The following is a 25475-nucleotide window of genomic DNA, read 5'->3' as shown; positions in this document are numbered from 1 at the left end:
CCTTAATTTTTAGCTGCCGCACGCGCCGCCGCTTGATTGATATAGGCCATAATATTGCCGTTTTGAACGGTGACTGTAACGGGTATCGGCTTACCTGCCGCCGCCTGCATTTGCGCGGCAGCCGCAGTCATCTGGGAGGCCGCATTGGTAAGCTGGACAGTTGCAGCCTGATTTTCAGTTGCCGCTGTGACATACTGTTGGCTGGCTTGCTGATTGGTTTGTGCAGATTGACTGAGCTGCGCCATACTCTCTTTGAGAACAGGGCTGTCGAGCGGAGAGTTATTCCCACCCAATTCCTCCCGTTTTCTCATGTATTCGTTTTTGGCAGACGACATAAAATCAGGTAAAAACGACTGCAAGCGGTCGGCGAATGCCGCCAAGGGCTTACTCCAGTCGTCATATTTATCCCGTTGCGCCGCCAAATGTGTTACGCCGCCCATAGCGGCCAACGGAGCAGCACCCAAAGTAAAGGCACCCATTGAGCCTGCAGAAGGCAGAAAACGGCCGGCACCGGCAACGCCTTGACCGCCTTGGAAGAACCGCCATCCGCCGCTTACCATTGAGCTTGTCCCCGCAGTTGCGGATACCGCCGCAGCCCCTTGACCCGCCGCCACCGCTGTCTGCGCGGCCTCCTGATGACCTCTGGCCCAGTCGGCAATACCTTTAAGCTTATCGGCCACCATGTCGGTAAAGCTTGAGAATGCGCCATATTCAGCTTCGCTGTATGCCGTTTTGAGCTGTTCTTTTTTGAACCCGGAGCCTTCGGCCACAAATTGATAATTATTGTCTACTGCACCGGCGGCATTGGCTTGTCCTTGCTGCAGTCGTGCGGCTTCTTGCTTGTTATTGATGAGAGAGAGCAACGCCATCAAGGCTTGGCGGTCTGAAACCAACCGGCCGACAGCCGTACCGTCAACCAAAGCTTTTTGGTTTTCCAGTAAAGCCAACTTGGCTTCATCGCCTTGAGCGGCGGCCATTTGTTTCATTAATGCCGCGCTCTTTTTATCCTTGCTCACGATTTCACTCACGATATCGACCAATGCGTCCAGCGAGTTCATGCCTGCAGCCTGACGCTTATTCATACTGTCCGTGAAGTCAAAACCCTCTTGCCCGTTAATGTCGATTTTCTTTGCCTTAGTAACGATGTCCTGACTGCTGATTTTCGCCAGCAGATTGACCAGGTTGTTACCGGCTTCGTCTGTACTGCCTGCAGTCATAAACGCCAGTTGGTTTGCATTTAACAAACTGCTGAAATTATCCAGTGTCGCGCCCATACCTGCGGACTTCATTGCTGCCAACTGTTGCGGCAACCATCGCGCCATGTCTTTCAGCTCAAAACCGCCATCCGCGCCCGATTGCATGGCTCGGTCAAGCAAAGCAGGGATATCGGCTTCTTTAAACCCTGCCTGTTTCGCTTTGGTCACAATATTGGCAATATCATCGGCATCAGCATTGGCGGCAAGTGCTGTTTTCATTACGGTTGGCAACATCTGCTTCACGGCAGCATCACTCAACGAACCGCTGGCCACCATGGTATTCATTGCCTGCAAGGCTGCTTGCTTAGATGTTCCGCCCAAATAAGCGGCATCGTTTACCGTTTTATTAATTTCCTCCATGCCGGCACGTTTTTCCGCCAAAGTCTTGCCTGCATACATGGTATTGGTCGCGTGACGCAGCTCCGTGTCATAGTCCATTGTCCGGCTGACCGGCTGAGCCAATACATAAGCCCCTGCCGCCGCACCGGCGGCAACCGAAGCCGCGCCGCGCGCCAAACTTTTACCGCCTTGAACCATGCGGTTGAAACGGCTGCCGCTGTTCATTTCGGCATTTAACTCACGAATACGGCTGCGCGTCTGTTGGGCGGCTCGCGCCAGTTCATTGTGCGAAGCACGGCCGCTTTTGGCCATTGCGTTGTAGGCCGCTTGAGTACGTTGGATTTCACGGCGGATTTCACGCTCCGTGCGAATGCCCAAACGGGCGGCAGCTGCATGCATCAGCTGTTGTTGCCTGCCGGAAGATGATGCCGCACGGCTTTGAATCTGCATCGTACGGTTGGCCTCGGTTGCCAAGCGGCGCAGGCCGACGCTGGCCTCATCTCGGAACTTGGCAACTAATTCGACTGTATTACGGCTCATTTTTTCTTCCGTTTACTGATAAAGGTTTGAGTGTGTCCGCCGGATGCAGATGGAGCTGAGGTTTTGGCCGATGGGGCAAACCATGGCAACACCACGGGAGCGGCACGGCCACGGTCAATCAAATCAGCCTGTTTAAGCCATCCCTCAAGCTCCGGCTGAGTCATCTTGCCGATATCGTCGGCAGAGATACCGTAGCTCCCCAGCTTTAGGACTGCGTATCGGTAGCGGTCGGCACGGGCTGAACGGACAGACGCTTTTTTGCCAGCAGCTCTTGGGCGAAATAAAGCGCGTCAAAATCGGTGGCGACCAACTCATCGGCCAAGAAGTCGGGCGTTAAAACATCAGGTTGGATCGTACCGATATGGTCGAGAGAGGCTGAATAGGCTGCCAACATACGCGCCTGACCCTCCAGCGTCGGGTCAATAGCCATATCTTCGCGCACGGTCAGCAGATGCATGGAAAAATCACGATGGACAGCGCCGTCAACAGAGATACCGTACTTCAGACGGCCTGAAACGGTTTTCAGGTCAGAAGAAACAACCAGCCCATACTCTTTTGCGGCATGTTCGAGTTCTTTGGAAATTGAAGACATAATAAAAGCCTCTAAACGGTTAATCGGATAAAAATCCAATTATCGTTTAAAGGCTGTTTAAACCGTCTTTAACAGGTGTCAGTTTCGGATGGCTTACTCAATCACTTTACGGGTTGCAAAGCCGGTCACATCAATGACCAATTCGTTGTCCACCGTATAGCTTTCACCGGCTTCCTTCGCGCAAAAACCAAGATAGGAGGTTGGGCGTGCGCCATTGATATCAGGGACCAGCGAGATTTTTGCGTCTTCGATTTTATCCCAATCGATAACCGTACCGTCTGTCGGCACGACGGCGGTAAAAGAAATATCATACTGGCCGACACCGCGCGTAAAGCCTTTGACGCGGCGTGTGCGGTTCATGGTTTTAACTTCTTTTTTGCCTGTGATGTTTTTCACATCAATCTTGGTGACCTCCACCTCGGTCGCACCGACATACAGCGTTACGCTGCCTACATATTCTGTACTCATGTTCTTTCCTTTTTACAGATACAGGTCGATAACCATGCCTACTTGGTGCAGGCCGTTAACCACATCAGACGGCACGCGGCAGTTGAGCATGCCGGTGTTTTGTGCATCGCGTTCCACAATCAAGTTGGCCAAATTGTTTTCAACGTCTTCGACGATTTCCAATTCTTCGCATTTCATCAACACATCAATCAATTCGGAGCGGACACGGGCAATGGTGCGCTCGGTCATTTTGTCGCGCGGGAAACGCAATGCGATACGGTCGGCACACGCGCCTGATACATAAATCAATGTGCGTACGGTAGTCATATCAAGCAGGCTTTCGTCTGCCGTGCCGTTGGCGGTTTTGGTATAAGTCGAAATAGCGCGGACGATTTGGGCGGATGTGCCGTCCGGGCTGGTTTCAATAGGGGTAACGCCGTTGTAGAGCGCGTTTTCCTGTTCGGTACGCATCGTCTTGTCCGCACTGTCGCACACACCGATGCCGTTGAGCTTCAGGGTATTGAGCGGACGGGCCGGATCTTCCTCGCCTGCCGCGACGGCAGCAAACGCGGCCGCCAGCTCGCACGGCAGGCTGGGCGTTTTACGATACCAGGCCGAATACAGATAACCGCTGTTCAGACGGCCTGCCTGTGTCGTTGTCTGCGCCAATGCTCCGGTTTGACCGTAAATACCCAATGCCCAGTGTTTTTCTTCGGGTGCGCCGACAGTGTCCAAATGTGCGCGCAACTTCAAGAGGTTCGCCTCATCGGTACAGCCTACCGCAATTAAATGATGGCCTTCGGCAACCACTGCATTCAATGCGGGGCCGATATCGGCATCGGCATCACCGCCGCTCATGGGCCTGACCGCAACGGTAATCCCTTCGGCGGTATTGCTGGCACGGATACGGATATGGTTGCCGTGCGTGCCTTTATTTTTAGCCGTCAGCGTTACCGAACCTTCGGAAGCTGTTGCCGTTACCGGCAAAGATGTTTCCGCGTCAATGGCCGCCTTAACGGCTGCCGCTACGGTTGCGGCGCTTGCACGGGAGGCGACACCGACGGTCAACGTATCGGCATTGCCGATGTTGACGCGTAAAACGCCTTGCGTAGCGGCAGTGCCCGTAATCGTGATACTGCCGGTCGCGGCAACGCCTGCTTCATTGTCGGCAACGGTAATCAGGCTCAAATCTGCATAGGCATAGGCTTTGATCGCGGCGGTAACCATCAGGTGCGCCATACTGCCCGCGCCGTATTTGGCGGCCGCATCGGCGGCGGAAAATACGTTCTCCAGCCCGGTAAGCCCGCCCAAGGCGGGATTGTTGTGCTGCGCCACAATCAGCACACGTTGCTTGTTGGCCGGCAGGTTGCGCACGGCAAGCTTGGTGTTCCATTCGACGTAAACGCCGGGCTTGCGCGTACTGGTTTGAATCTTATCGAAACTGACGTTTGCGGAAGTCATGATTTGTTGCCTTTCGGTTTGTCCTCAACAATAACCAAGTCGCCGTAGTGAATACAGCGCAGGTAATACGCGGCATTCGGCACTTCGACCGTTTCTTGGTCGGTAATATATTCATGTGGCTTGCCTGCCATAGGGACTTGCAGACCTGCGGCGGCACGAACTTTAATGGTTTCAGTCATGTTTTACCTCGGTTTTAACGGTGGCCGCCATATCGGCGGGTTGGTTTGGTTTTTTAGGCGGGATACGCAGCTCAAGGTTTGCACCTTTAAAGTCGGGATGTTCCGGGTCGGTACGGCCTCGGTAGGCGGATACGTCGGCATATACTTGCGCCTGTCGGCCGTCTGAAACCGCAGGCCGCGGCCAATCGCCGTCTTGCAGTGCGTCTTCAAACCAATGCGTTTCAAAATCCAGCGCGAATACGCTGATTGCGTCCAACTCCATTTGTTTTGAAAACAGGCTTTTTGCTTTGCCGGGTTTCAGACGGCCTATACACAAACCCATAGTCTGATTGATCAGCAACAGGCGCACGGTCTGCATCAGCCGGTAAGTACCGACATCATTCTGGTGCAAACTGCCAAAGCGGCTGTCTGCCTCGCTGCCGCTGGCACGGTCGCCGACTAAGACAGTAAAGCGGCCGGTGACTTGGTAGCGTGTACGGCGCGTATCATGGGGCTCGCTGTTGGTGATGCCGGCAAACATGATCCAAACGGCGGGGAACCGGTTAACCACTTGAGCCAAGCCTTTGCCGTCAAATTCACCACCGTAGGTATGCACACCGCTGACCATTTGGCCAAGGCCGTCTGAAAGACGCTGTTTGATGGCTTGTTCAATAGACGCTATCACGGCCGAACACCTTTTCCTTGGCGGCAAACATTACCGCATCACCTTGCACGGTCGGCTTGGGGTCGGCATTTTCAGCCACACCCAAACCAGCTTTGCCTGATGCCACCAATTTGAGATACGCAACCGCCGCCTCATATCGGTGCACCATATCTTCCGTCAGCTGGCGCTTGCCCGTTGCCAAACGGTAAACGGCAATGTCGCAGCAATAAAGGCTCAACAGGCGCACAGGGGCAGGCAACGGCAATTCATAACGCGATGCCAGATAGCCGTCGATTTCGGCAGAGGCATCATCCAAACCTTGTTGCGCGATTTCGGCGTTCACACTGCCCAAGCGCGTCAGGTCGGTCAGACCTGCAATCGTCGGCTCGGTATAACGCGCCACCAAATCGGCAACCGTTGCGTAAGCCATTAATCCTGCTCCACGGGCAAGGCTTCACAAACAACAGCCATCGGCTCGGCCAGCAGGCGCTCCCACGCTTCGGTCTCAAAATCGGCACGTTTCACAAAGGTAAAATGCGGCTGAACGTGATACCCGCTGCGCCAAAACGCATGGCCGTGTTTGGATTTGACGGCAACCACTTCGGCATCGGCCGCCGCTTCACCGCCTGCCTGATAGCGTTCTTGCGCTTCTGCCGCTTCAACGGCACCTCTTGCGGCCTGTTCCAATTGAGCTTCCAATTCGGCGATACGCACACGCGCCGCTTCAAGCCCGGTGTTCAATTTTTCGACTTCAGCCTCAAGAAAAGCCTGCAACTTAACGTCTTCGGGATTTACATCCACAGTTGCGCCAACCGTTTGCTCAGTTTTTTCATCTTCGTTTTTTACTTTCGCCATTTTTTATCCTTTTGGCGGGCAAAGCCCGCCTATCTAAAGGGTTACAGCAACCAAGGAGATACGATTACCTTGCATTTGCCTTTGTTCGGGTTGTACGCACCATTCGCCAGGCGGTCGCCTTCCACCAACTCTTTGGCGGCGTTTTCCAAAGAAGGAGGAACCAGCAGTACATTCGGGCGGATACCCAGCGGTCGGCCGCCATCGCCTTTCAGGCTGACCATTGCGTTGTAAGCCTTTTCAAAACCTGCGGCATCCAGTTTTTCTTGCGACTTGGCCGCCATTTGCCAGAAGCCCAAACCAACATTACAACGGCCGTCCACGCCGTAGCGGTATTCGTTGCGCATAAATACGCCTTCGTCGGTAGCGGCGGTCATCGCAGTGAACTGTTTAGGTTTGCGTTCCTGATAAATCAGAGGTTTCAGGGCGCGTGATGTATCCAGCAAATACCAAGCGGCTTCGGTACCGGCAAAAATATTGGATACAGTGGTGGATTGACCGGTGCCATCGACTTTTTCATATACCGGGTGGTCGTTGTCGAAGAAGTTCTGACCGTCATAACACAACGTAGCGTGCGCGTTTTTCAGCAGAGCAAACACCAATTCGTCGGGATGAACAGCGGAAGCACGGCCCATCTCGGTCATCATCGGCGCGTAAATACCGACATTGTCGTCTTCGATGTCGTTGCGGTTGACCTTGACCGAACTTTCAAAATGCTTGTTGGTGATGGCATAGCCGTGCGCCTTCATATCTTGGAATACGCGGTCGCCCACCCATTCGCGGAAAGCAGGCCATTGGCCGAGCCAGCCGTAAGTATTGGAAGCCGTGGAAGACGGGATGACGGTGGCGATTTCCTTGTATTGGCTATCCGCCATTTTCAGGCCGTCTTGGAAGTTTTTCTTAAAGCCGGTAAACAGCGCCTTCAGGGTATCTGGAGTGATAATCATGGTTTAATCCTTGTTTAAAGCCTTATTTGGCTTTTTGATAATCTGTGGCCGAAATACCCAATTGCCTGGCTACTTCGATTTCTTCCGGAGTCAACGCAGGCTCACCGCCTTGGGCGCCTTTGCCGCCAGTTTGCGTTTTACTCAACGCGGCCAACTTCAAACTGCCTTCCATCAGATTCTTAAATGCCTCCGGGTCTTTAGCAGCCAATTGGCGTGCAGATGCTTCTTGGTGCGGCAGCAGGCGGCCGTCTGAGAGTGCTGCACGGATCAGGCCGTCTGAAGTGCCGCCCACTTCCATTGCAATCACTTTCTTACTCAACGCAGCTACTTGGGCTTTCAGCTCGGCAACTTCGCCGTCTTCGGCATTACCGCCTTGCGGATTATCTTCGGGCTTGCCGGCATCGCCTTTACCGCCTTCGCCGCCTTGCGGTTCGTTTTTGTGTTCGGCCAGTGCTTCGGCCAGCGTTTTACCGCCCAGCTTTTCTTGTGCTTCGGCCAAAGCCGCTTCAATGGCTTTATCGTCGGCATCTGCCGCCAAGCCCAAGAGCTTGATTAAAGCTTCCTTGTTCATACTGGTTTCCTGTTTGGGGTTGATAGAGTTTTGGCGGCTCAATGCAGCCAGAGCCATGCCGTCCAGCGCAGGCGAATTGGTCAACGCCACACTGTGCAGCCCGCGCACATTGCCCAATGTGTCGTATTCGAGAACCGGCGACAGATAGCGGTATTCGCCGCTGTCTATCATGTCTTTTGCGCGTTGTGTCCATTTCACTTCGCCCATCAGACCGCGATCGTCATCCCACACATATTTGCTGATCCAACCGGCAGCAGGATTTTGCTGTCCGGTTTCTGCAGCTTTCAGTGTGGCGTGTTCGTAGTCCACAACAAGGTCTGTTTGTCCGGCATCAAAGGCGGCAATGATTTGCTGCGCCAAAGAGGCAGTCATCGTCCAGTGCGCCACGCCTGTATCGGTGCGTCCGTCGACTGGTGCAAATTGACCTTTGGGTACGATTTTGATAAGGCCGTCCGTATTTCCGACTTTGGCGGCAGATAAGGCGGCAAGAAAGGTTTTTGTATCCATTGCCGAATCATGAACCGTCAAGCCGGCACAAGAGGCTGAATCACTGTCAGTAAGGAACGAAAATGAGAAATATCGGAGAATGGAAAAGAGAGTATGTTTAAAACCGTTTCAGAAGCCTTTTAAGCCCATCACAGATTGATTTAAACGTTTCGGGAAAGGGTGGATAAGGGAAAGGTGTATAAAAGCCGTCTGTGTGCAATTTCAGACGGCTTTTGTTTTAATTGCCGAGAGCGGCATCCAAGTAATCATTTACCGCATCGACTAAAGCCTGTTCGTCGTCAGGTTGGAGAACCATAAACGGACGTGCGGGAATCTTACTGCCGGGGTGATTGACGCGTTTGGCAAGCCGTCCGCCGAATTTTAAGGCTTTGCCTTTTTTCGGCAATATCGTATGCGGTGCAGTTTGTCCGCCGAAGTGATGAATGGCCGCATATTCCACATTGGTACCGACCACCGCTTCCGTGGACGTACTGTCCTGCGTAATCGAATTGCGCAAACGCCCGCTGGCCTGCAACAACCCCGATCCCTCACGCGCGGACGGATATTTGCGCGGAGCCCACGCGGGGCGGCCTCCTGCCTCGAAGTTGTCCAGCACAGCGTTGCGCATGATGCGGGCAAGCTGCGTCATCAATGGCCGGGTGTTGCTTGTACGTTGCGCAATGGTATTTAAGCCGTTTTGTAGTGCATCTGTGTTGATTTTTATCTCGATCATCAGTATATTATCCTCAATGCCAAGTTGTCGGCGGGTCGCCAACCGGAATGGCCTCGGTGGTTTATCTGCTGTTTTATCCTGTTCGAATCAGGCAAAGCCGCCAACTTGGTTATTTCTCCCCATCAGTATATTGTCCTTAATGCCGTAAAACTCGGGTTTCCTACTGGAAAGGTTACGGCCACGTTACCGTGTCGCGTATTATCCTGTTCGAATCAGGCAAAGAGTTTTATGGCTTTTTCCATATTGTTTCATACCCGTACAGTAAGCTATCCACCTGTTTATCCGTTTCGGCAATCATGCCAGTGTTGACCATATTCAAGGTCAGATGTTCTTTCTTACCTGTAAACGGATGTCGGGTTTTTACATCATAGTCCAGCGTTACCACCAGCTTCCCCTTGCCTGCCGGCAGCGGATACACAAATGCCAAAAACTGTTTGGCATCGTCATTTCGTCCCGCCTTGCCTAATAAAATCTGCTCCGGTTCTTGCAGCAGTTCGGGTATCTGCTCCCAAAATGACACCGGCAGCGGCTTGACCTTCTTGTCGCGCAAAGCGTGCAATACCCGTTCGTCGCTCATCGAAATCACGGCGGATTGCGGATAGATTTGCCTTACCGCCAATGCATCTAACACGGGTAGGGTCAATGCGCCCACATACAGCGTTTTCCCGCGCGCTACTTTTTCCGCATCTACCCGCCGCACCATTTGCGCCGCCTGTTGCGACACCGCCCGCATCAAATCGGGCTGTTTTAAGGCCGTCTGAATCGCCACGCTTGCCAGCTTCGGCGGCAGTTCCACTGCACGCTGCATCTGCAATTGCCCCAAGTTGGCCAAATGGCTTTTACCCACATTGTTCTGAAAACCTGCATCAGTATAAAAGCGGCTGCCGTCGGCCAGCTTCACTGCCTTGGCCGGGCGGGTGTCGCCCTTGCGGTTGACCACCACTTCCGTATCTTCCAGTTGTGCCTTTTGCGGCAGCAGATTGCGCCGCTTCAAATCACGGTCTGAAAACGCCCGTACGGTACAGCGGCAGTTGAAGCCGTTGGGCGGGTAGAAGTAATTCCAAAACGGGTCGTCGATGTGATACACCGCGCCATGCGCCGCAGCGTGGCTTTGTCGGGTACGGCTGTCAAGAATGGCCGAATACTGCAGCCAGGGCGCAGAGTTTCGACCATCTTCAAGAGCCTGCCAATGCCCAGCCATATAAGCCGACTGCATTTGCGTACGGAAAATGGTTTCCAGTCGATGCCGCGTGATGCCTTTACCGCCTACTTCGCCGGTGTTGGCATTCACAATGTCGCCATCTTTCAGCAGCTGCCAATCATGCTGTTTCAGACGGCCTACCACATCATCACGGAATTTCTCAAATGACGTACCGTTTTTCAGGCTTTCATACAAAGCACCGTGGATTTGTGCGGCAATATCCTGCTTGTGAATGCCCGCAATCGCCCGTGCCTTAGCCTGCGCTTCGTTCCACGTTACTTTCCAATCGGGCGGCACATTAAAGCCCAGTCCCTCAAAATACTTGACGGCCTGTTCAGGCTCGAGGCCGAATGCGTAGCTCAAATCAGCCATTCATCCGTCCCCATAAGTCCGACACAAAAACCACACGCGCCAAGGCCGTCTGAAATTGCCCGGCAGTCAGCTCGGGATAAACGCGCAGCAGGCGCTCCTGCACATCCTCATAACTGTCGCCCTCGGCCAAAGCCTGGCCTAAGCCGCGTAAAAACGGCTCAATCATTTCCGGCAAGGCCACCTTGCTCAAGTCCGCATTGTCTAAATCCACCTGCGCCGCGCCGACAATCTCGCCCGATTTACTCAAAGCCACACGGCGGTAGCTTAGCGGGGCACTTTTTAAATCTGTTTTAACATCGGTTTGAAAAGCCAATACCGGCTCGTCTCCGGAAGCTAAAGGAATGGCCAATTTTTCCTGCGCCCACGACAACGGAATCTTCATGCCGATTTCCACCAATTTAGGCAAAGAGTCGGAGTACGCCGTCAAATCTTCGGGTAATTGCGTATCGAACACAAAGCGCGGCAGACGTGAAACATCGACATTGCCTTTATTAAGCTGCAACAATGGCAGGATCAATTGGCGCGTCAATGTGCCGGCCAGTTGTTTGGCATCGGACACCAGCAAATCATGGCGCACCTCGTTATGGATTTGCCCCAGCGCATTGGTAGCAGTCTTGCCGTCAGCCTGGCTGGTCAGCGTGCCGCCTAAAATCGCTTTTGAAGACGTTTTATCTGCCCAATCAATCATTGCCTGAAACGGGTCCGCGCTGCCATTGGCCGCGTTGAGCAGCTCAATCTGCATGGTTTCAGGAATAATCCCCGCCGCGTTATGGCCGATTTCGCGCACCGCATTCAAAAGGGTGAGCTTATCTTTGTCGTCCGCACCGGAGGCATATTTACCGATTCGGGTCGGCAGGCCGTAAATCTCCAAAAACTCGGCCAAATCACGCACCGAGTAATTTTTAAACAGATACGGCCACACCAGCGTGCGCATCAAACCGCTTCTTGCCAAAATACCCGAACGGCTGCGGTGCTTATGGACAATCCAGCCCAAATCCCACAACTTTTCTCCGTCAGGGTTGCCGTCTTTGCGCAGCAACACCTCATCCATCGTATTGACTTTAAACCAAGCCTGCGGACGATGATGGAATGCCTTGGGCAACCATAACGAACCAAGGTTTTCCCATTCGATTTCCACGCAGGAGAAGCCGTGTCCGACCGCGTCCAAAAGGTCAAACATCATATCCTCTAAATCGGTCATCTGATTGAGCCAGCCATCAACCTCTTCGGCCAGCTTCCGTTCCGCTTCGCCGCTGTTCGGAGGCGGAACAATATTCCAATCCAAGCCGATTACCGCGCGCTTGCGTTTGCTCATCTCCGAAAAGATATGGCCGTCCTTCTCCTCAATATCGGCAAAGAGTTCGGACTGTGCCTGAATATCGCCGTTTTCCGCATCTTCTAAAATCCGATGGAGCGACTGCGGAGTCAGCCCTTTGCTCGGATGCTCATGGGTAGTGCGGTTTTTAACGATATCCGCCGTTTGGGATGGTTTATCGGGCGTTTTAGGTGCGGCTTTACTAAACAACGCACGGAGTAGGTTTTTCATGACGTAAAAAGGGCAAGTTAAACTTGCCCCATTTTCAGCCGTGCCGCTCCTTAGCAGGCTATATCCCGTGTCAGTTTTACCATGCGCCGCTCCCCATCCGTCCGGACAAGCCGTGCTCTCTAGGCACGGCAATATAACCGCCGACAGTCGCGCTGCTTTGAACCAAGCCCCACAGCATATGCACGGCATCAGGGCCGTCGTCATGGTCTGCCATCGGAAAATGGCGGAATTGGTCAATCAGTGTGCTTTGACTGGCGTGCAAACGGATTTGACCGTTTTGCATATACGGCTGCAGGCTTTCAATACGGAGCAACTTGTCCGCACTCGGCTTAATGCCGCGTGCCGGAATCGGGATACCGGCAGCCGCGCCGCGTTTGACCAGCTCAGTCTTTAAAAACTCCTGAAACTGCACCGTCTCAATGCCCCACAACACACAGCGGTACCGCCGTTGCAGTTCGATAATGTCGGAAATAATCTTGTCCGGCAGGCGTTTCTTAATCAGAGCCTCCACCACATCCAACACACCCGTGCGACGGTTGTACCCGCCGATACACAACGCAGACGGGTCACGGCTGTTGCCGGCCTTGCCCAAACTCGGGTCGCACGCACCATAAAAAATCCAATCCGAATCACGATTGACCCAAAAATTCAGGCTGTTCGCAAACGGAGCGGCCTCACCAGCAACCGGATCATTCTGATATTCCGAATCAAACGTCGCATGGCCGTCACGGGCGCGGATTTTCATCAGCGCGAGTACGCCGCGAGCCGCCCAGCTTGTTTGCGCACCGCGCTCCATCTCGTCTTTATTGGCGAGATAAAACGCCTCGGCCACCATCTCGCCGTCGTTTCGGAAAAGTTCCTCCCACCTGTCCCACAAATCCATGCGGTCGGGCCAGCGTTTCATCGCCTTAAACTTAATACCGTGCCAAAACGGGTTATTCAAAGTGCGGTTAAGTACGCTGTCGTAATGCAAAATCGTGCCGATATAAATCACATCGTATTTCTGACCGACCCCGCCCAGAGGCAATACAGTCTTAGTCAGCCACGCATTGAGCTTGTCGCGCTGTTCGGGGTTGCGGACTTGCTCGTCATTCTCAATATCGTCCAAAACAGTTAAGTCAGGACGGTAAGGGCCGTGACGCAAACCGCGCAGCTTTTTACCGCTACCGGCCACTTGCACCTTAACGTCATTGGCCGTCACAATCGTACCGGCCTGCCATACACGGCCTTGCCCGCAGACTTCCGGGAAGTCGGTTTTCAGGCGCGGGTTAAACTCAAGTTCTGCCTTAATGGCCTCCAGCATCGGATACGCTTGGTCGATACTGTCCATCACAATAACGGCATAATGTTTTTGGCCTGTCACAATACACCATAGCGTAAACAGCTGGGTAACCTGCGTCGATTTACCCTCGCCGCGCGGCGCACCCACCGCCTCATTTTCCCCTTTGGGGGAGCGGATAATCTCCGGCAGACGGCTGAATAAAAACGCATGCAGTTCGGATTTCTCAGGCGAGCGGATATAATGGGGGAAGTAGGTATTTACGAAATATTCGTAACCGCCTGCCGGGTCAAATACCTTGGCACGGCGTGCAGCAATAGCCTTTGGCGACGCATCGAAGCCGTCCACTTCCGCTTCGATGACTTGGCGCAGACTGGCGGCAAGGGTGGCAAGAGATTTGAGAAATTCTTTATTTTTCATAAGGGTGCAATGTATGTTTGAATTATCCGAACCAATTAAAAAAGAAGCCCTTAGGCTCCAAGCCTTGGGTCTAAGCATTCCAGAAATTATTCAGGAACTAAGAAAAACTTTTGAAAATGAACTGGTAGGCATATCCGATTTAGAGTTGCAAGAATTGATTGAAGATTTATTTGCATCTCATGAAAATAAGCCTAAGGAAGTCGAACAATCAGAAGAAATCAAACAATCAGAAAAAGGTAAACGCAAACGACGCAAGCCTTAGTTTCACCCAACTAACCAAACTTCTTCTCCACTTCCGCCCCGAACGGCTCCAATACCTCCACAAAGGCAGGCAAATGTTTGGGGTGTTTTTCTTGCACAAACGCCATCAAGAACTCAATCAATTCCAAAGCCGTCGCCAGTTTTGACGTTTCCGGCATCACACGGGCATTGGCGGATACGGTTTTGGTAAACGCATCGGCCAGGCTGGCCAACAGCTTGGCGCGGTCGGACGGGGGCAAATCTTCGGTACTCGAATCCTGCAGCATCGTCATCGTGCTGTTGTACTGCACCATAAAACCGGCCAGCATCGCGCGGCTCAAATCCTCAATACCGCCGCCGGCCAAAGTGTAGGCGGCGCGCATCTTATCCCAGTCGTCGCCTTTTTCCTTATCCGCACGTTTCCACGCACGCGCAGTGGCCTGCGGGATTTCGCACATCAAGGCCGCCGTTTCCAAAGTTTGCTCGCCGCTCACATAGAGCCGGCGTAACTTTTCACGGATTTCTTGCGGGTGAGCCATAATTACAGTCCCATTTTCGCTTTAAGCAATTCCCAGCCGACCGTAATCACGCCGCCGCCCAGTGCGCCGAATGTAATGGCCGTGCGTTTCGTGTCTTGGCGGATTTGTGCAATTTCCGCCTGCATTTCCTTCTGATTTTTCAGCGTCTGATCAGTCTTGTTTTCGATACGCGCCAAGGCTTCCAAAATCGGGGCGCTCATGATTTGTCCGCTTTCCTGTCCAGTTTTTCGTTTACTTTTTCCAACTTGTTTTCGATGCGTCCCAAAGAAGCCGCGATATTGTCGCGGTCTGCCTTGGCATCTTGCTTGGTGTGATAAGAGAGCTTGACCGCGTGCAGCTCCTCTTTAAGGTCGTCGATACGCTTGTCCGCCTCTTTCAGACGGCCTGAAATGCCGTTGACCCAAAACCAAAACGCCGCCGTCGCAATCGGCCACAGGGTTCTGAAACCAAATTCAAAGTCCATTTAAAACCCCTTTAAACCGGCACATCGCCGAATACGATACGGACGGAGTAGCAGTCAGGGCGATTGCCGGAAATTTCGAGTCCATCTCCATCATTACAAACGCAGTAATACGCCGAAATCATCTGCCTAACTACACGCTTAAAGGTGTCGTAGTTTGTATTTGGATATTCAAGGTTAAAGGTCGTCTGAAAATCCTTATCCATGCGTACCGCGTACTCAATGCCTGCCTTATCCAACAAATCGGAAACATGGATGACAAACGGCTCTTGTTCGCGTGCGCGGCTCAATCCCAGCTCTAAATCCGCATGGCGGCAGGCGACTGTGCGTTGTACCAACTCACGATAAGTCGTCATCGACGGCTGACTTCCGCCTGTTTTTTCGCCAAAGCCATGCCGACAGCGTGCGCCTTGACTTCATATTTTTTAGCTTCCGCACGCGCCTGTTCCAGTTCGCGGGCATAGTTTTGAGCCGACAACAGCAGGGCTTGCGCCTTGTCTTTTTCCATCTTGTCAATGACCGCCTGCTGCTTTGCAAACGCCGACTTGTAGCCTTGATGGTGCGACACCGCCAAGAGAGTGCCGACAAGCGCGATGATGGCAATCGGTTGCCAGTTATTCGCCAGCAGTTTCACGAGATTCATTCCCGACCTCCTGCCGTTTCACGCTGACCAGCGAGCGTGCCACCGCATAGCCGCCCACGATGCCCAAATAAACCGCCCAAACCTCTGCCGAAGGGTCGGGCAGCATGACGAATTTAACCGTCCCCGCCGCGCAGGCAACGTTTGCCCATAGCTTAGAGTGGGACACATTACCGGTAGCCGGGTTTTTAAAAATATCCAAAATACGCATTATTTACCCAGTAGGTTGGGCATTTATGCCCGACAAAAATCAGTGCTTTTTTCTCGCAATGATTGGGCGGTCGTAATAACCACTGCCGATACAACGTGTTTCAATTCGGACTTCCCAATCATTTGATACCAAATTCAAAATCCAACAAATCAGACGTGTTTTCAGCATTTTCTCGCCTTGCGTTTACGCGCCGCGCGTTTGGCTGCCGCCACGCCCGACTTACCCGGGCGCATAGACGGATGTTGTTTCAAATAGCCAATACTGGCAGGCTTAATCTCAAATTCAGGCATCTGCGGTTTCAAGACAGACAGAGCCAAAGCAATCAAAGACTTTCTCATACCTTCACCGCTCCCAGTTCGATTGCAATCGCATCCGCAATCGCGCGGCAGATACCCCATTTTGTAGCCTTAAACAAGGCCAAATCAGTGTCGTTGCTGATGAAAAAAGGCTCAAACACAATGCCGCCGGCCTGCGCATAAGCCAGACGCGAATGCTGGCCCGCATTGTCGGGTTTAAAGCCGTCTTCGCCGCGCAGTTTCCAGCCGGTTTTCTTGGCAACAGCCTTGCCCAATACCTGACACCAGCGTTTGTTTTTCGGCGTGGACAAGGCTTCGATGCCTGTCGCCGTTTTGTTCGCCGCCGCGTTGGTATGGAACTCAATCGCCACATCCGAGCCGCGAATCAGTTTTACAGCTTCGCGCAGCGGCATATTGCCTTTGCCTTCGCCGTCGGTGCGTACGGTCAGGCCGTAATCGTTACGCAGGATTGAAGCCACAATGTTGCGCATATCCTGCGCCAAGTCCGCCTCACGGTCGCTTCCGTTGACCGCGCCCGGGTCGGTGTTACTGTGTCCGGCAGTCAGACAAATAATTTTGCTCATTAAAGCCTTCCTCAAAATCAGATTAAAATGCACTTTCAGAGGCTTACATTTTCAAACGGCATGGCTTTTGCAGCGGGCGAAACAGTGTCAGTAGGCAACAAAAAGGCCGTCTGTTGTTCAGACGGCCTTGGCATGATTCAACCTTATTTGATTTTCATCGGACAAGTAAATGTGTCAAATGGTTCATCTCCGGTCAACACGACTAAACAATCATTTATAGGCAGATTAATACCTTTACGGGCATAGACAGTTGCCTCAGCTTCAGGAGGATGTTTAATTTGCTCTTTACAAGCAGCCATAGCGTTGTTGTAGTTTTGTTTATAATTGGCAACCATAGCGTTTTGGTTTTGTCTGGCGGTAAAGTAGTCATATGCGGCATTGGCGGCATTGGTACACTGATACAATCCAGCCTTATCTTCCAAAAATGGCCCACCGAAAGTTTCATCGGCTGACTTGGCGACAGCGATAAAAGCCTCGTTAAATGTCTTGACCTCCGCCAAATTGCTACCGTTTAACACCATGTCGCGGCTCTCCTTTTCAGCTTGAGCAAGCAATGCCACCAATTTTTCCGCATGGCTTTTCAGTTCGCCGTGCCGGCGGATTTTGTCTAAATTATTCTCCCCTATAAAGTATTCTTCGTTTTTCAGGCGCTCCACGATTTTCACTTTCGGGTCAGGCTGAGTTTCTTGCTGTGCTGGGGCTGTCGGTTTGACTTCCTCTGATACTTGCCCACACGCTGCCAAACCCAACGCCAGCAGCACAAAATAAAACGTTTTCATATTTTTCTCCAAAATAAAATGCCATACATCTGCATGGCATCCCATTCTAAAACAAATTCTCCTGCTCCGCTTCCTTATCCGCCTGCTTCAAAATCCGCCACACATGGCGGTCGCTTAGGCGGTGTGCCAAGGCCAAATCGTTAACGGCCTCATAAGCAGGGGTGCCGCCTGCCGTCTGCCGGTCAAACTGACTGCGGATTTTACGGTTACGCAGCTCATACAAGGCCGTCTCGCAACGGGGTACAAACAGATTGCACGGAGCCATTGCCTCCACCAGCCGACCGGCCGCCTCACTGCCGATAATCTCCTCCAAGTATGCAACACGGGATTGACTGTTTTTCGTATAACCCTGCCGCAAAGGATAAGTCGTACCGCCCATCAGGCGCACCAGCTCCAGCGTTTCATTAAACCCGATGACCGTAATCAACGCCTGTACACTATCAGGGAGCAGATGCTTGACCGCGCCAAAATCTGCCGTCTCATACATCACATAGCCCCTTTCTTACGGCGGTTCGCAGCAATCTGCAACGCCGCCACCAGCTTGTGCATATTGCCGTCAGACAACCATTCCACACGGTCAACCCTAAACATCTTTTTCGCCGTACCATGCGCATAATTCCAAGTCCAGCCGTTATCCAGCAGCAGGGCTTCGATTTTGCGCATCATCGGATCGGCAGAGCTTCGGCGGTTCGGCCGTCGGCCTGCCGTTTTTTTCGGCGCAAACCCATGTTGGCGCAAATCCTCGACCACGCGCTCCAGCTCAGGGATACTGCACTCCGTACACGATCGCTTACCCGTCACACACTCCAACACCGCGCGATAGGTACCGTCGTCCAAGCCCAGCTCCTTTTGAGCAATCTTAATTTTCGCAATCAACGCCCGGCGCATTTCAAACCCATAAAACACAATATATTGATTAATTGATGCATATTATACATATAAAATACTATATATTGTAGTAAGCCGCTGTTTTTTTACGAAACGGACAGGCATGAAAAAAGGTCGTCTGAAAACGTTTCAGACGGCCTTTTTTACTACAATCTAATCACTGTCTTTTTCGCGCCGTTGCTTTTCCAAGGTTTGCGCTTTACCTCTGTTGATTCCTGCAAAATATCCCAAAGCTACCGCCCCGCCGATTTTGACAATTTCAATAGCGACGCTGTCCTTATCGCGCCATAACGCAGTAATCAGCACGGCGGCAATCAGAAAAGCAACAGCAATCACGGCATTCAGACGGCGTTTATGTACCTCTTTGAAAATCTCACCATGTTGCTGTTCGCCCTGTTTTTGCGCTTCGATGGTAGCCAGTGCAATGCGCTCGTGAGATTGGATTTCGTCCTTACGGCTTTCCAACTCCTTCTGTTTGACCGCAATATCCTGTTTTTGAAGTTCTAAAAACTCCTGAAGCATTTTCTGCTGTTCATCGACCGGCAGATTCTCGGATTTTTCCCCGCTCATAAATCAACCGCCACCAAGGTTTTGTAACGGACTTTGAATTTGCCGTAACCCCGAGCCCCGATTTTCGGCGGCACAAATTCCACGGACGCAATATTGCCCGTCTTACGGTCTTTACGGACTTCTTCCAAATAATCGGCAGCATTGAGCAGCCGTTCGCGGACTGTCGTATATTCTTTGATGGTATTCATTTTTTTAACCTCGCTTAAATAGCGCAAATATTAGCATATAGGATTTATTTTTCAAGAAAATCAAACCCATATAAAACAACTGTATAATATTTTAATACTATATATGGTAAATTTCTTCCAAAAATACACACTAAAATACCATATCTTGATTTACATAACCGCAACGCCGCACAAATGGCAGGGCATTGATGCCCGACAACAAAAAATGCCGCTGAAACAGCATTCGAGCTGTTTTCAGACGGCATTTTTCTTTGATTTTGTTGGGGAAAGGCTTGACTTTTTATCGTGTTACGATATAATTCGATTCATCGGGGCAGTGAAGCCCGATACGGGAAAAGCCCCACCGAAGCGGGGCTCAACTGGGAGAAAGAAGATGAATAAACGCACTATTCAAATTCTCATCTTGGTCGCAGTTTTCATGTTGGCAAGTGCTAATGCCTACTAAAGACTGACCAGCTGGGGGCGGTCGCCGCCGTCCCCAGTCCCAATCTTACAAAATACGGTTTAAAAAATCAAGGAGTTTGCCTATGGATGACGAAAAAGCCAAAAAGGCAGCCGAGTATCGGAAAAAATACGAGCAAAAAAGGCTTGTCAAGCACGTTTCATTCAATCTGGAAAAAGAAGCCGACTTGCTGAAGTTTATAGGAAATGTCGATTTTTCCCAAATGGTTAAAGACATGATCCGAGAAAGGATGAAAAAATAACTTGATTAAAATCTAGAAATACTAGATAATACGCCTATCCGATAAAGCAAAGCCCCGAAGCGGCAACTTCGGGGGCTTATCGGATAGAAAGGAGGCTTGTGGAAATGACAAAACTGGCGAAAGTTGTTTTTTTCATCATTCTGCTTTTAAGCTGTAGTCCGGCTTACTAAGCAAGTTGATTAAACACAAGGGGTGGCAGAACACCGCGCCCCTTTCGCCAACCTTTCTGCAAGCCATTTTACTACAACGGTTTTAAAAATCAAGGATTGCCTATGCCTGATGAAAAAACGCTAAAAGCAAAACAAGCTGAATATCAGCGAAAGTATGACCAAAAGCGGCTGATGAAAACAGTTTCTTTCCATTTGGAAAGAGAGAAAGAGTTAGTGGATTTTATGCAAAAAGAAATTCCCGACTTTTCAAACTGGGTTAAATCAGTCATGAAGGAAAAAATGAAATAAGAAAATTCCCCCGATGGTGGAACATCGGGGGAACAGTGGGAAAGCAACGCTGTAACGTTCTTTTCCTGTCCATTTAACCGAGTAAACAGAAAGGTCATTATATCATGACAACTCAAACCTTAGTACGCATTTCCGGCAACCGTTTGGTTACCACCTCCTTAGAAATCAGCAACCATTTCGGCAAGAAGCACAAGAACGTCCTTCAAGCAATTGAAAACCTCGAATGTTCAGACGAGTTTGTAAAGCTGAATTTTCAGCCCATCTCCTACCGCGACGGAATGAACCGCGAAAAACCCGCCTACGAAATCACCCGCGACGGCTTCGTGTTCCTGTGCATGGGCTTTACCGGCTCAGCTGCCGCGCAGTGGAAGGAAAAATACATCGCCGCCTTCAACGCCCTGGAAGCCGAAGCTGCCCGCTGCCGCGCGCCGGCATCGGACAAGCTCAAAACCGCCTACCTTTCCGCCCGCCCCGATATGGCGCACCTGTTGCGCTACATCGAAATGGGCTTGAATCAGGCGGAAGCCGCCAAGCTCTTGGGTATTGCTCCGTCCAACGTTCGCCACCGCCTCAAACAACTCGCCGATTTGGGTCTGACCGGATACCGCCCCGACCCGAAATACCGCAACCGCCGCGCCTTGGCAACGGCACACGGTCAACAGTCTTTGGGATTGGAGGGTTAAGCCATGAATACCACCTATACCCTGACTTTCGACCAAGACAGCCTCAAAGCCCTGAATCTGCTGGTGTTCACGCTCAACCATCTGAAAGTTTTGGATATGGACATGGAAGGAATCGAAGACGGTTTGTCTGCCGTGATTGAAACCGCCTCCGAGAAAGCCGACAAGCTGTCCGCCGCTTTCTACAACGCCGTGTACGAGCAGGAAGAGAAGGCAGCCTGAATATAAGGCATGAAAAAAGGCCGTCTGAATGATTCAGACGGCCTTTTTGCCGAAAACCTATTTATCCTCTTCTATCCATTTCCCCGCCAACCATTCAAATTCACAAAATAACTTTTCATTGTTTCCGTTTAAGCGTCTAAGTTCCATTACATATGGCTTTAAAGTATTCCAGTCATTAATCACGCTACTACGGCTCATCCTTTTGTAAACAGCCTCATCAAAAATATCTTCTTTGATGCCCACACAAATAAACTCAATTGAATTCAAAACAGCCAAAATAGTGGCATTTTTTCCTTCGTGAGCACCAGATTCGTTAATTTTACAGGCAAGAGAAGTAAAATTTTCCCCATTTCGACGCATATCAACAAACAACTTGCGCTGATCACGATAAAACGGGTTATTGTTATTTGAAATCAGAAGCTCGACCGTAGATTTCTGTTTATGATGAATACGCTGTTCATCAAGTTGTTTACTTGCAAAAAGGGCTAGGTAAACTGTAGCAATACAGGTGCCTAGCCCAGAGAGTAAAATAACAATTTCCACTTTTATACATCCCATCCTTCAGAATAAGTTTTTTTCATATGGCTCCCTCCTAACATTGGTTGTTAATCACTAAATTAGCAATGCTTTAATTTTAATACATTCATTCAAATAAAGCGAATTCTAGCGGACTCTAACGGCCTAAATTTACTTGCTACTCCACATTAAAAATACAATATATTGTGTTTTATATTAAAAATATTTTGAAATATTGGAATATATGGTTTATTGTAAAAATTTAACAGAAGATTTAAACAGCTTGTTAAAACTGTTGTTAAATCCCCTGTTAAAGACTTTAAAACACTTGAGCTGGAATTTTTAAGAACTGCCGCACGCGATTCCTTCTACATCCACGCCCTAACCGAAAACGCCAACCGAAAATTGGAAACCGCTTTTCTCGTGTGGGAAAAAGTGAAAGAAGGAGAAAAAGAGGCTATGCGCGCCCGAAAAAAAGCCTTTATTTATTACTGCTTCGGGGTGGTTTGGTTTTTTCTTTCGTTGATTTTATTTTTCTTTGGCGTTTAAAGCTGGATTAAAGGCCGTCTGAAATGGGGTTTAAAACCTGTTTCAGACGGCCTTTTTTCATGCCCTACATTCAGGCTGCTTTCTCTTCCTGCTCGTACACGGCGTTGTAGAAAGCGGCGGACAGCTTGTCGGCTTTCTCGGAGGCGGTTTCAATCACGGCAGACAAACCGTCTTCGATTCCTTCCATGTCCATATCCAAAACTTTCAGATGGTTGAGCGTGAACACCAGCAGATTCAGGGCTTTGAGGCTGTCTTGGTCGAAAGTCAGGGTATAGGTGGTATTCATGGCTTAACCCTCCAATCCCAAAGACTGTTGTTGCACCACCATTTTGGGCTTGGGGACATATTCCAAGAAACCCAAATCGTTGAGTTTTTTGAGACGGTAGGAAACCGCGCCGGGGTTCATGTCCAAGAGTTTGCCTATTTCGGTCAGGTTCAAGCCCATACTGCGGTAGCGCAGCAGCGCGAGCATTTCGGGCGCGGCTTGGAAATAGGCGTCTTCCAATGCATCGATGCGGTATAGCACGGCATCAGGCAGGGCTTTTGCCTGTTTCTCCATTTCGATAAAATATCGGCGGGCTTGGCGTCCTTTGTCGTTGCGTTCAACCATGCACAGCTCTTTTGCCATGTCGAGGGATAAATAATACCCCTGAACAGTTTTATCACGCTGTCCAAAGAAACCTGCTTCGGTGCGGACAATTTTGTCCACGCCGATAAAATCAAGGGCTTGTGTAAATCCGTATTCTTCAATGCGACGCTGAATCCATTTAGAAAATGGTGTTTCCACACCTAAGAACTTATGCAGGTCATGAGCATCAACCAGTGCTTGTGTTTGATTGTCCAATTGACCTGAAACAGTTGGGATGAGTTGGGTATTCATGGTAAAATTATCTTTCATTTCAAGGTTGAGATGACAAGGGAAAGAACGCTCTAACGTTGCTTTTCCACTATCCCCGATAAGCTGTCACTTATCGGGGATTTCCATATCTTGTGCACCACAAGATATGGAAATTTTAAATTATGGTAATTCTATTTATCAATATTCTTTTTTGCTTTCTTTTTGAATTTTTCCGATTCCATATCTCCTCTAATTTTCGATTTTACCCAGTTTGAAAAATCTAAATTTTCAGAAAATTTAATTAAATCAAGTTCTTTTTCAGAATTGAACGATACTGTTTTCACTACTCGCTTGAGTGCGTATTTTTCTTGAGCCTTTTTAATCGAGTCCATAATCTTCCTTTAAATAGGTTTTAAAACACGATTATGGTAATACTAAAAACCATTTTAATCAAGATGTATTACAACAAAAAGCCGTCTGAAATGGGGTTTAAAACCTGTTTCAGGCGGCCTTTTTGTTTGTAGTCATATCTATGACAACTCCTGCTCCGTCGGCTCAATCACAAAATCCTCCACGCCGCTCACAATCTTAATCCCCGGCACTTGGCCGTCTGAAAAACGCTCTTTTTGATTCAGGATGGCGTCTTTGTCGATTTCCTTTTTAGTGCGGACAAACTCGGCAAAGGCGGATTTTTCCGAGAGCCACGCCAAGACAGCGGCCACGCCCGTTACCTTGACGGATGGCGGACGGATGCGCCATTTAATCAGGCCGGTAGTAAAGTCCACGGTTTTGGTTTTACCGTTTTCCGTCAGCTCGTCCTTATGTGCCTCGCAGTATGCGGCCACACGTTCGGTCAGGCTCATGATTTCGGCACACATCGGCGCGGCTTGGGCGGCATATTCTTCTTCGATGGCCGCTTTTTTGTCTCCGGCTTCGGTTTCCAGGCGTTTGACTTCGCGCTGCAAGTCGCCGATTTTGCGGATAAACGCAGTGACTTCCGCTTTGTCTTGTGCCGCTTCGATAGCGGGCTGTTTGATTCGGGTTTTAGCCATTTTCTTTTCCTTTCGGGTTGGGTTTAACATTTCGGCTTGCTCAAGCCTTGTTCGCGTTCGCGCTTGGATTGTTTTTCTCCCTTCATCACACTTCCTCCCATAAAGTTATCGCCCGTGCCAAAGTTTCCGCCTCGGCAGTCTTCCACATCCCGTCCGGCGCACGCGCAGCGATGACAAAGCCTTCGCCGTCCTTCTTCATGACCATCAGCTCGCCACGGTCTTCGAGCCATTCTGCAATTTCTTTTGCATTCATTTCTTAAATCCTTTTAAATCAGTACCTTATATTTTCAATAAGGCAAAAAAATATAGAGCAACATCAACGGCTTACCGTTTTAATTGTCGTCATACCCGTCATGGCATTTGCCGATTATGTGCAACACGACGATTCCGGCCGGCAGTTCAGACCAAATCATTTTTTCTCCTCCTTTTTCTCATCGGCAGGCCGTTTAAAACGCGCCTGATATTCCTCGATTTCACGCTCTCTGTTTTTTTGCGCCATTCGCGCCGTCGCACGCCTGCGGTGTTGTCCCCAAGCCTGCCAATCCGTATTGCGTCGTCCGAAACTCATTTCACACATCCTTTCACAATCGCCTTATCGCCATATTTCGCGCGGATTTCCTTTACCGCCCGATCCAAAGCCTCTTTTTTCGCCGCAGGGCCCAATAAAATTGGCTTATCGCTCATAAACAATCCCTTTCATTTTTTCTTCCGTACTCATCGACTCGTATTGCTCGCCCAAGGCCTTTGCCTCCAAATCCGCCATCCGCTCTCGGCGTGACATTTCCAACTTCGCCGCCGACACCACCGGCTTAGAGCAGCTGTGAAGCATCGTTCCCACCAAAACCGCCCAAAACAACAACCAAAAAGCCAAACCGATCCACTTGGTTTTTCGTTCGCAAAACAAATTAGACATTTTCCTATTTCCTTATAAATCAATTACTTAATATTTTCTTAAGGCAAAAAAATTATTGCGTACCCAATCCGCCTTCACTTGAGCAGCCCATTCCTTGGCTTCCTCTTTGCTCTCGAAGCGTTTCCGCAGTCGGCGGATTTGCAACCATGCAAAGCCTTCTTTGCGCTTGCCGCGCACATCCGCCCGCCAAATCTTGCGACGTTTATGGGTTTCATAATCGTGCCAAGTGTCCTCATAGACTCCGGCGTGTACCGCATATTCGTGTCTCATTTCAGACGGCCTTT

At 50.5% G+C, this 25475-nt stretch carries 42 protein-coding genes; 5 read left to right on the top strand and 37 right to left on the bottom strand.

Annotation, left to right across the window (positions count from 1 at the left end):
• Positions 1-2: 2 nt before the first annotated feature.
• From DBY86_RS01535 to terL, 14 genes are all read right to left on the bottom strand, one after another.
• Positions 3-2135 (bottom strand): phage tail tape measure protein, encoded by a 2133-nt coding sequence (locus DBY86_RS01535; protein WP_107818638.1) that lies wholly within the window; start codon positions 2133-2135, stop codon positions 3-5.
• A gap of 205 nt (positions 2136-2340) precedes the next feature.
• Entirely contained in the window at positions 2341-2727 is a 387-nt protein-coding gene (locus DBY86_RS01530) for a hypothetical protein (protein WP_107818637.1), read from the bottom strand.
• A 93-nt stretch (positions 2728-2820) separates the two neighbouring features.
• Complete coding sequence (locus tag DBY86_RS01525) at positions 2821-3195, bottom strand: hypothetical protein (RefSeq protein WP_004520443.1); 375 nt, start codon at positions 3193-3195, stop codon at positions 2821-2823.
• A gap of 12 nt (positions 3196-3207) precedes the next feature.
• Positions 3208-4635, bottom strand: coding sequence for a phage tail sheath C-terminal domain-containing protein (locus tag DBY86_RS01520; RefSeq protein ID WP_107818636.1), 1428 nt, complete (start codon positions 4633-4635; stop codon positions 3208-3210).
• Positions 4632-4814, bottom strand: a complete 183-nt coding sequence (locus DBY86_RS01515) for a DUF2635 domain-containing protein (protein WP_019273002.1) — start codon at positions 4812-4814, stop codon at positions 4632-4634. The genes DBY86_RS01520 and DBY86_RS01515 overlap by 4 nt, the downstream gene beginning before the upstream one ends.
• Positions 4807-5478 carry a phage protein Gp37 gene (locus DBY86_RS01510; RefSeq protein ID WP_107818635.1) on the bottom strand — a complete coding sequence of 224 codons (672 nt, stop codon included), beginning with the start codon at positions 5476-5478 and terminating at the stop codon, positions 4807-4809. The genes DBY86_RS01515 and DBY86_RS01510 overlap by 8 nt, the downstream gene beginning before the upstream one ends.
• The gene (locus DBY86_RS01505; RefSeq protein ID WP_107818634.1) at positions 5462-5887 is read right to left on the bottom strand and encodes a phage protein Gp36 family protein; all 426 of its coding nucleotides are present in this window, start codon (positions 5885-5887) and stop codon (positions 5462-5464) included. Before DBY86_RS01505 ends, DBY86_RS01510 begins: the two co-directional genes overlap by 17 nt.
• Positions 5887-6312 (bottom strand): hypothetical protein, encoded by a 426-nt coding sequence (locus DBY86_RS01500; RefSeq protein ID WP_107818633.1) that lies wholly within the window; start codon positions 6310-6312, stop codon positions 5887-5889. Before DBY86_RS01500 ends, DBY86_RS01505 begins: the two co-directional genes overlap by 1 nt.
• Positions 6313-6353: 41 nt before the next feature.
• A complete protein-coding gene (locus DBY86_RS01495; RefSeq protein ID WP_107737791.1) occupies positions 6354-7256 on the bottom strand; it encodes a Mu-like prophage major head subunit gpT family protein in 903 nt (300 codons plus the stop codon).
• A gap of 22 nt (positions 7257-7278) precedes the next feature.
• Positions 7279-8334, bottom strand: coding sequence for a phage protease (locus DBY86_RS01490; protein WP_107818632.1), 1056 nt, complete (start codon positions 8332-8334; stop codon positions 7279-7281).
• 217 nt (positions 8335-8551) lie between these two features.
• The gene (locus DBY86_RS01485) at positions 8552-9046 is read right to left on the bottom strand and encodes a phage virion morphogenesis protein (RefSeq protein WP_107818631.1); all 495 of its coding nucleotides are present in this window, start codon (positions 9044-9046) and stop codon (positions 8552-8554) included.
• A gap of 226 nt (positions 9047-9272) precedes the next feature.
• Positions 9273-10619 carry a phage minor head protein gene (locus DBY86_RS01480; protein WP_107818630.1) on the bottom strand — a complete coding sequence of 449 codons (1347 nt, stop codon included), beginning with the start codon at positions 10617-10619 and terminating at the stop codon, positions 9273-9275.
• Complete coding sequence (locus DBY86_RS01475; RefSeq protein WP_107818629.1) at positions 10612-12165, bottom strand: phage portal protein family protein; 1554 nt, start codon at positions 12163-12165, stop codon at positions 10612-10614. Before DBY86_RS01475 ends, DBY86_RS01480 begins: the two co-directional genes overlap by 8 nt.
• Positions 12166-12241: 76 nt before the next feature.
• The gene (terL, locus tag DBY86_RS01470) at positions 12242-13864 is read right to left on the bottom strand and encodes a phage terminase large subunit (RefSeq protein WP_107818628.1); all 1623 of its coding nucleotides are present in this window, start codon (positions 13862-13864) and stop codon (positions 12242-12244) included.
• A 13-nt stretch (positions 13865-13877) separates the two neighbouring features.
• Here terL and DBY86_RS01465 point away from each other — a divergent pair, with 13 nt between their 5' ends.
• Positions 13878-14126 carry a hypothetical protein gene (locus tag DBY86_RS01465; RefSeq protein ID WP_107818627.1) on the top strand — a complete coding sequence of 83 codons (249 nt, stop codon included), beginning with the start codon at positions 13878-13880 and terminating at the stop codon, positions 14124-14126.
• A gap of 10 nt (positions 14127-14136) precedes the next feature.
• Here DBY86_RS01465 and DBY86_RS01460 read toward each other — a convergent pair whose 3' ends face one another.
• From DBY86_RS01460 to DBY86_RS01400, 14 genes are all read right to left on the bottom strand, one after another.
• Positions 14137-14643 carry a DUF1804 family protein gene (locus DBY86_RS01460; protein WP_004520456.1) on the bottom strand — a complete coding sequence of 169 codons (507 nt, stop codon included), beginning with the start codon at positions 14641-14643 and terminating at the stop codon, positions 14137-14139.
• A 2-nt stretch (positions 14644-14645) separates the two neighbouring features.
• Positions 14646-14843, bottom strand: coding sequence for a hypothetical protein (locus tag DBY86_RS01455; RefSeq protein WP_002234862.1), 198 nt, complete (start codon positions 14841-14843; stop codon positions 14646-14648).
• Complete coding sequence (locus tag DBY86_RS01450) at positions 14840-15106, bottom strand: hypothetical protein (RefSeq protein WP_002222591.1); 267 nt, start codon at positions 15104-15106, stop codon at positions 14840-14842. Before DBY86_RS01450 ends, DBY86_RS01455 begins: the two co-directional genes overlap by 4 nt.
• Before the next feature lie 11 nt (positions 15107-15117).
• Complete coding sequence (locus DBY86_RS01445) at positions 15118-15459, bottom strand: hypothetical protein (protein ID WP_107818626.1); 342 nt, start codon at positions 15457-15459, stop codon at positions 15118-15120.
• A complete protein-coding gene (locus tag DBY86_RS01440) occupies positions 15456-15746 on the bottom strand; it encodes a hypothetical protein (RefSeq protein ID WP_107818625.1) in 291 nt (96 codons plus the stop codon). The genes DBY86_RS01445 and DBY86_RS01440 overlap by 4 nt, the downstream gene beginning before the upstream one ends.
• The gene (locus DBY86_RS01435; RefSeq protein ID WP_107818624.1) at positions 15718-15954 is read right to left on the bottom strand and encodes a hypothetical protein; all 237 of its coding nucleotides are present in this window, start codon (positions 15952-15954) and stop codon (positions 15718-15720) included. Before DBY86_RS01435 ends, DBY86_RS01440 begins: the two co-directional genes overlap by 29 nt.
• Positions 15955-16115: 161 nt before the next feature.
• Positions 16116-16292: a hypothetical protein gene (locus tag DBY86_RS13250; RefSeq protein ID WP_199901011.1), complete on the bottom strand. Its 177-nt coding sequence runs from the start codon at positions 16290-16292 to the stop codon at positions 16116-16118.
• Positions 16289-16834 carry an N-acetylmuramoyl-L-alanine amidase family protein gene (locus DBY86_RS01430; protein ID WP_107818623.1) on the bottom strand — a complete coding sequence of 182 codons (546 nt, stop codon included), beginning with the start codon at positions 16832-16834 and terminating at the stop codon, positions 16289-16291. Before DBY86_RS01430 ends, DBY86_RS13250 begins: the two co-directional genes overlap by 4 nt.
• A gap of 143 nt (positions 16835-16977) precedes the next feature.
• On the bottom strand, positions 16978-17658 hold the full coding sequence (locus DBY86_RS01425; protein WP_107818622.1) for a hypothetical protein: 681 nt from the start codon (positions 17656-17658) through the stop codon (positions 16978-16980).
• 1 nt (position 17659) lies between these two features.
• Positions 17660-18100 carry a Mor transcription activator family protein gene (locus tag DBY86_RS01420; protein WP_019272982.1) on the bottom strand — a complete coding sequence of 147 codons (441 nt, stop codon included), beginning with the start codon at positions 18098-18100 and terminating at the stop codon, positions 17660-17662.
• On the bottom strand, positions 18100-18501 hold the full coding sequence (locus tag DBY86_RS01415; protein WP_107818621.1) for a regulatory protein GemA: 402 nt from the start codon (positions 18499-18501) through the stop codon (positions 18100-18102). The genes DBY86_RS01420 and DBY86_RS01415 overlap by 1 nt, the downstream gene beginning before the upstream one ends.
• Before the next feature lie 153 nt (positions 18502-18654).
• Complete coding sequence (locus DBY86_RS01410; RefSeq protein ID WP_107818620.1) at positions 18655-19071, bottom strand: hypothetical protein; 417 nt, start codon at positions 19069-19071, stop codon at positions 18655-18657.
• Positions 19068-19259, bottom strand: a complete 192-nt coding sequence (locus DBY86_RS01405; protein ID WP_070441643.1) for a hypothetical protein — start codon at positions 19257-19259, stop codon at positions 19068-19070. The genes DBY86_RS01410 and DBY86_RS01405 overlap by 4 nt, the downstream gene beginning before the upstream one ends.
• A 44-nt stretch (positions 19260-19303) precedes the next feature.
• The gene (locus tag DBY86_RS01400; RefSeq protein WP_234403350.1) at positions 19304-19504 is read right to left on the bottom strand and encodes a hypothetical protein; all 201 of its coding nucleotides are present in this window, start codon (positions 19502-19504) and stop codon (positions 19304-19306) included.
• 282 nt (positions 19505-19786) lie between these two features.
• Between DBY86_RS01400 and DBY86_RS13245 the strand changes: the two genes are divergently transcribed.
• From DBY86_RS13245 to DBY86_RS01385, 4 genes are all read left to right on the top strand, one after another.
• Entirely contained in the window at positions 19787-19963 is a 177-nt protein-coding gene (locus DBY86_RS13245; protein WP_199901010.1) for a hypothetical protein, read from the top strand.
• 272 nt (positions 19964-20235) lie between these two features.
• Positions 20236-20421: a hypothetical protein gene (locus DBY86_RS01395; protein WP_002213621.1), complete on the top strand. Its 186-nt coding sequence runs from the start codon at positions 20236-20238 to the stop codon at positions 20419-20421.
• A 104-nt stretch (positions 20422-20525) separates the two neighbouring features.
• Complete coding sequence (locus tag DBY86_RS01390) at positions 20526-21104, top strand: Rha family transcriptional regulator (RefSeq protein WP_107818619.1); 579 nt, start codon at positions 20526-20528, stop codon at positions 21102-21104.
• Positions 21105-21107: 3 nt separating this feature from the next.
• The gene (locus DBY86_RS01385; RefSeq protein ID WP_002213624.1) at positions 21108-21323 is read left to right on the top strand and encodes a hypothetical protein; all 216 of its coding nucleotides are present in this window, start codon (positions 21108-21110) and stop codon (positions 21321-21323) included.
• A gap of 57 nt (positions 21324-21380) precedes the next feature.
• Here DBY86_RS01385 and DBY86_RS01380 read toward each other — a convergent pair whose 3' ends face one another.
• From DBY86_RS01380 to DBY86_RS01350, 9 genes are all read right to left on the bottom strand, one after another.
• Positions 21381-21866: a DUF4760 domain-containing protein gene (locus DBY86_RS01380; RefSeq protein ID WP_234403349.1), complete on the bottom strand. Its 486-nt coding sequence runs from the start codon at positions 21864-21866 to the stop codon at positions 21381-21383.
• Positions 21867-22458: 592 nt separating this feature from the next.
• Positions 22459-22674: a hypothetical protein gene (locus tag DBY86_RS01375; protein ID WP_002213624.1), complete on the bottom strand. Its 216-nt coding sequence runs from the start codon at positions 22672-22674 to the stop codon at positions 22459-22461.
• A 3-nt stretch (positions 22675-22677) separates the two neighbouring features.
• A complete protein-coding gene (locus tag DBY86_RS01370; RefSeq protein WP_042507211.1) occupies positions 22678-23268 on the bottom strand; it encodes an antA/AntB antirepressor family protein in 591 nt (196 codons plus the stop codon).
• 149 nt (positions 23269-23417) lie between these two features.
• Positions 23418-23618, bottom strand: coding sequence for a hypothetical protein (locus DBY86_RS01365; protein ID WP_002213622.1), 201 nt, complete (start codon positions 23616-23618; stop codon positions 23418-23420).
• Between the two features lie 138 nt (positions 23619-23756).
• The gene (locus DBY86_RS01360; RefSeq protein WP_107818617.1) at positions 23757-24278 is read right to left on the bottom strand and encodes a host-nuclease inhibitor Gam family protein; all 522 of its coding nucleotides are present in this window, start codon (positions 24276-24278) and stop codon (positions 23757-23759) included.
• Between the two features lie 85 nt (positions 24279-24363).
• Positions 24364-24531, bottom strand: coding sequence for a hypothetical protein (locus DBY86_RS13240; RefSeq protein WP_199901009.1), 168 nt, complete (start codon positions 24529-24531; stop codon positions 24364-24366).
• Positions 24532-24687: 156 nt separating this feature from the next.
• Entirely contained in the window at positions 24688-24846 is a 159-nt protein-coding gene (locus DBY86_RS13235; RefSeq protein WP_199901008.1) for a hypothetical protein, read from the bottom strand.
• Positions 24847-24951: 105 nt separating this feature from the next.
• Entirely contained in the window at positions 24952-25191 is a 240-nt protein-coding gene (locus tag DBY86_RS01355; protein WP_049323763.1) for a hypothetical protein, read from the bottom strand.
• Between the two features lie 27 nt (positions 25192-25218).
• Entirely contained in the window at positions 25219-25461 is a 243-nt protein-coding gene (locus DBY86_RS01350; protein WP_004520480.1) for a toxin PIN, read from the bottom strand.
• Positions 25462-25475: the final 14 nt, after the last annotated feature.

This window comes from Neisseria bergeri, from assembly GCA_003044455.1.
In the GTDB taxonomy this organism is placed as follows: domain Bacteria; phylum Pseudomonadota; class Gammaproteobacteria; order Burkholderiales; family Neisseriaceae; genus Neisseria; species Neisseria bergeri.
Note: the sequence above shows the minus strand (reverse complement) of the source record. Positions and strands in the feature narration are given on the sequence as shown.

Coding starts and splice junctions, on each gene's coding strand:
- DBY86_RS01465 (WP_107818627.1), top strand. CDS start 13,878: ATGTTTGAATTATCCGAACCAATTAAAAAAGAAGCCCTTAGGCTCCAA.
- DBY86_RS01435 (WP_107818624.1), bottom strand. CDS start 15,954: ATGCGTATTTTGGATATTTTTAAAAACCCGGCTACCGGTAATGTGTCC.
- DBY86_RS01485 (WP_107818631.1), bottom strand. CDS start 9,046: ATGATCGAGATAAAAATCAACACAGATGCACTACAAAACGGCTTAAAT.
- DBY86_RS01360 (WP_107818617.1), bottom strand. CDS start 24,278: ATGGCTAAAACCCGAATCAAACAGCCCGCTATCGAAGCGGCACAAGAC.
- DBY86_RS01530 (WP_107818637.1), bottom strand. CDS start 2,727: ATGTCTTCAATTTCCAAAGAACTCGAACATGCCGCAAAAGAGTATGGG.
- DBY86_RS01455 (WP_002234862.1), bottom strand. CDS start 14,843: ATGAGCGCCCCGATTTTGGAAGCCTTGGCGCGTATCGAAAACAAGACT.
- DBY86_RS01375 (WP_002213624.1), bottom strand. CDS start 22,674: ATGAATACCACCTATACCCTGACTTTCGACCAAGACAGCCTCAAAGCC.
- DBY86_RS01400 (WP_234403350.1), bottom strand. CDS start 19,504: ATGCCGTCTGAAAACAGCTCGAATGCTGTTTCAGCGGCATTTTTTGTT.
- DBY86_RS01440 (WP_107818625.1), bottom strand. CDS start 15,746: ATGAATCTCGTGAAACTGCTGGCGAATAACTGGCAACCGATTGCCATC.
- DBY86_RS13245 (WP_199901010.1), top strand. CDS start 19,787: ATGGATGACGAAAAAGCCAAAAAGGCAGCCGAGTATCGGAAAAAATAC.
- DBY86_RS01535 (WP_107818638.1), bottom strand. CDS start 2,135: ATGAGCCGTAATACAGTCGAATTAGTTGCCAAGTTCCGAGATGAGGCC.
- DBY86_RS01415 (WP_107818621.1), bottom strand. CDS start 18,501: ATGCGCCGGGCGTTGATTGCGAAAATTAAGATTGCTCAAAAGGAGCTG.
- DBY86_RS01390 (WP_107818619.1), top strand. CDS start 20,526: ATGACAACTCAAACCTTAGTACGCATTTCCGGCAACCGTTTGGTTACC.
- DBY86_RS13235 (WP_199901008.1), bottom strand. CDS start 24,846: ATGAGTTTCGGACGACGCAATACGGATTGGCAGGCTTGGGGACAACAC.
- DBY86_RS01525 (WP_004520443.1), bottom strand. CDS start 3,195: ATGAGTACAGAATATGTAGGCAGCGTAACGCTGTATGTCGGTGCGACC.
- DBY86_RS01480 (WP_107818630.1), bottom strand. CDS start 10,619: ATGGCTGATTTGAGCTACGCATTCGGCCTCGAGCCTGAACAGGCCGTC.
- DBY86_RS01425 (WP_107818622.1), bottom strand. CDS start 17,658: ATGGGATGCCATGCAGATGTATGGCATTTTATTTTGGAGAAAAATATG.
- DBY86_RS01450 (WP_002222591.1), bottom strand. CDS start 15,106: ATGGACTTTGAATTTGGTTTCAGAACCCTGTGGCCGATTGCGACGGCG.
- DBY86_RS13250 (WP_199901011.1), bottom strand. CDS start 16,292: ATGAGAAAGTCTTTGATTGCTTTGGCTCTGTCTGTCTTGAAACCGCAG.
- DBY86_RS01495 (WP_107737791.1), bottom strand. CDS start 7,256: ATGATTATCACTCCAGATACCCTGAAGGCGCTGTTTACCGGCTTTAAG.
- DBY86_RS01365 (WP_002213622.1), bottom strand. CDS start 23,618: ATGGACTCGATTAAAAAGGCTCAAGAAAAATACGCACTCAAGCGAGTA.
- DBY86_RS01410 (WP_107818620.1), bottom strand. CDS start 19,071: ATGAGCGGGGAAAAATCCGAGAATCTGCCGGTCGATGAACAGCAGAAA.
- DBY86_RS01505 (WP_107818634.1), bottom strand. CDS start 5,887: ATGGCTTACGCAACGGTTGCCGATTTGGTGGCGCGTTATACCGAGCCG.
- DBY86_RS01460 (WP_004520456.1), bottom strand. CDS start 14,643: ATGGCTCACCCGCAAGAAATCCGTGAAAAGTTACGCCGGCTCTATGTG.
- DBY86_RS01420 (WP_019272982.1), bottom strand. CDS start 18,100: ATGTATGAGACGGCAGATTTTGGCGCGGTCAAGCATCTGCTCCCTGAT.
- DBY86_RS01430 (WP_107818623.1), bottom strand. CDS start 16,834: ATGAGCAAAATTATTTGTCTGACTGCCGGACACAGTAACACCGACCCG.
- DBY86_RS01355 (WP_049323763.1), bottom strand. CDS start 25,191: ATGTCTAATTTGTTTTGCGAACGAAAAACCAAGTGGATCGGTTTGGCT.
- DBY86_RS01500 (WP_107818633.1), bottom strand. CDS start 6,312: ATGGCGAAAGTAAAAAACGAAGATGAAAAAACTGAGCAAACGGTTGGC.
- DBY86_RS01405 (WP_070441643.1), bottom strand. CDS start 19,259: ATGAATACCATCAAAGAATATACGACAGTCCGCGAACGGCTGCTCAAT.
- DBY86_RS01385 (WP_002213624.1), top strand. CDS start 21,108: ATGAATACCACCTATACCCTGACTTTCGACCAAGACAGCCTCAAAGCC.
- terL (WP_107818628.1), bottom strand. CDS start 13,864: ATGAAAAATAAAGAATTTCTCAAATCTCTTGCCACCCTTGCCGCCAGT.
- DBY86_RS01370 (WP_042507211.1), bottom strand. CDS start 23,268: ATGAATACCCAACTCATCCCAACTGTTTCAGGTCAATTGGACAATCAA.
- DBY86_RS01445 (WP_107818626.1), bottom strand. CDS start 15,459: ATGACGACTTATCGTGAGTTGGTACAACGCACAGTCGCCTGCCGCCAT.
- DBY86_RS01395 (WP_002213621.1), top strand. CDS start 20,236: ATGCCTGATGAAAAAACGCTAAAAGCAAAACAAGCTGAATATCAGCGA.
- DBY86_RS01515 (WP_019273002.1), bottom strand. CDS start 4,814: ATGACTGAAACCATTAAAGTTCGTGCCGCCGCAGGTCTGCAAGTCCCT.
- DBY86_RS01475 (WP_107818629.1), bottom strand. CDS start 12,165: ATGAAAAACCTACTCCGTGCGTTGTTTAGTAAAGCCGCACCTAAAACG.
- DBY86_RS01520 (WP_107818636.1), bottom strand. CDS start 4,635: ATGACTTCCGCAAACGTCAGTTTCGATAAGATTCAAACCAGTACGCGC.
- DBY86_RS01490 (WP_107818632.1), bottom strand. CDS start 8,334: ATGGATACAAAAACCTTTCTTGCCGCCTTATCTGCCGCCAAAGTCGGA.
- DBY86_RS13240 (WP_199901009.1), bottom strand. CDS start 24,531: ATGAATGCAAAAGAAATTGCAGAATGGCTCGAAGACCGTGGCGAGCTG.
- DBY86_RS01350 (WP_004520480.1), bottom strand. CDS start 25,461: ATGAGACACGAATATGCGGTACACGCCGGAGTCTATGAGGACACTTGG.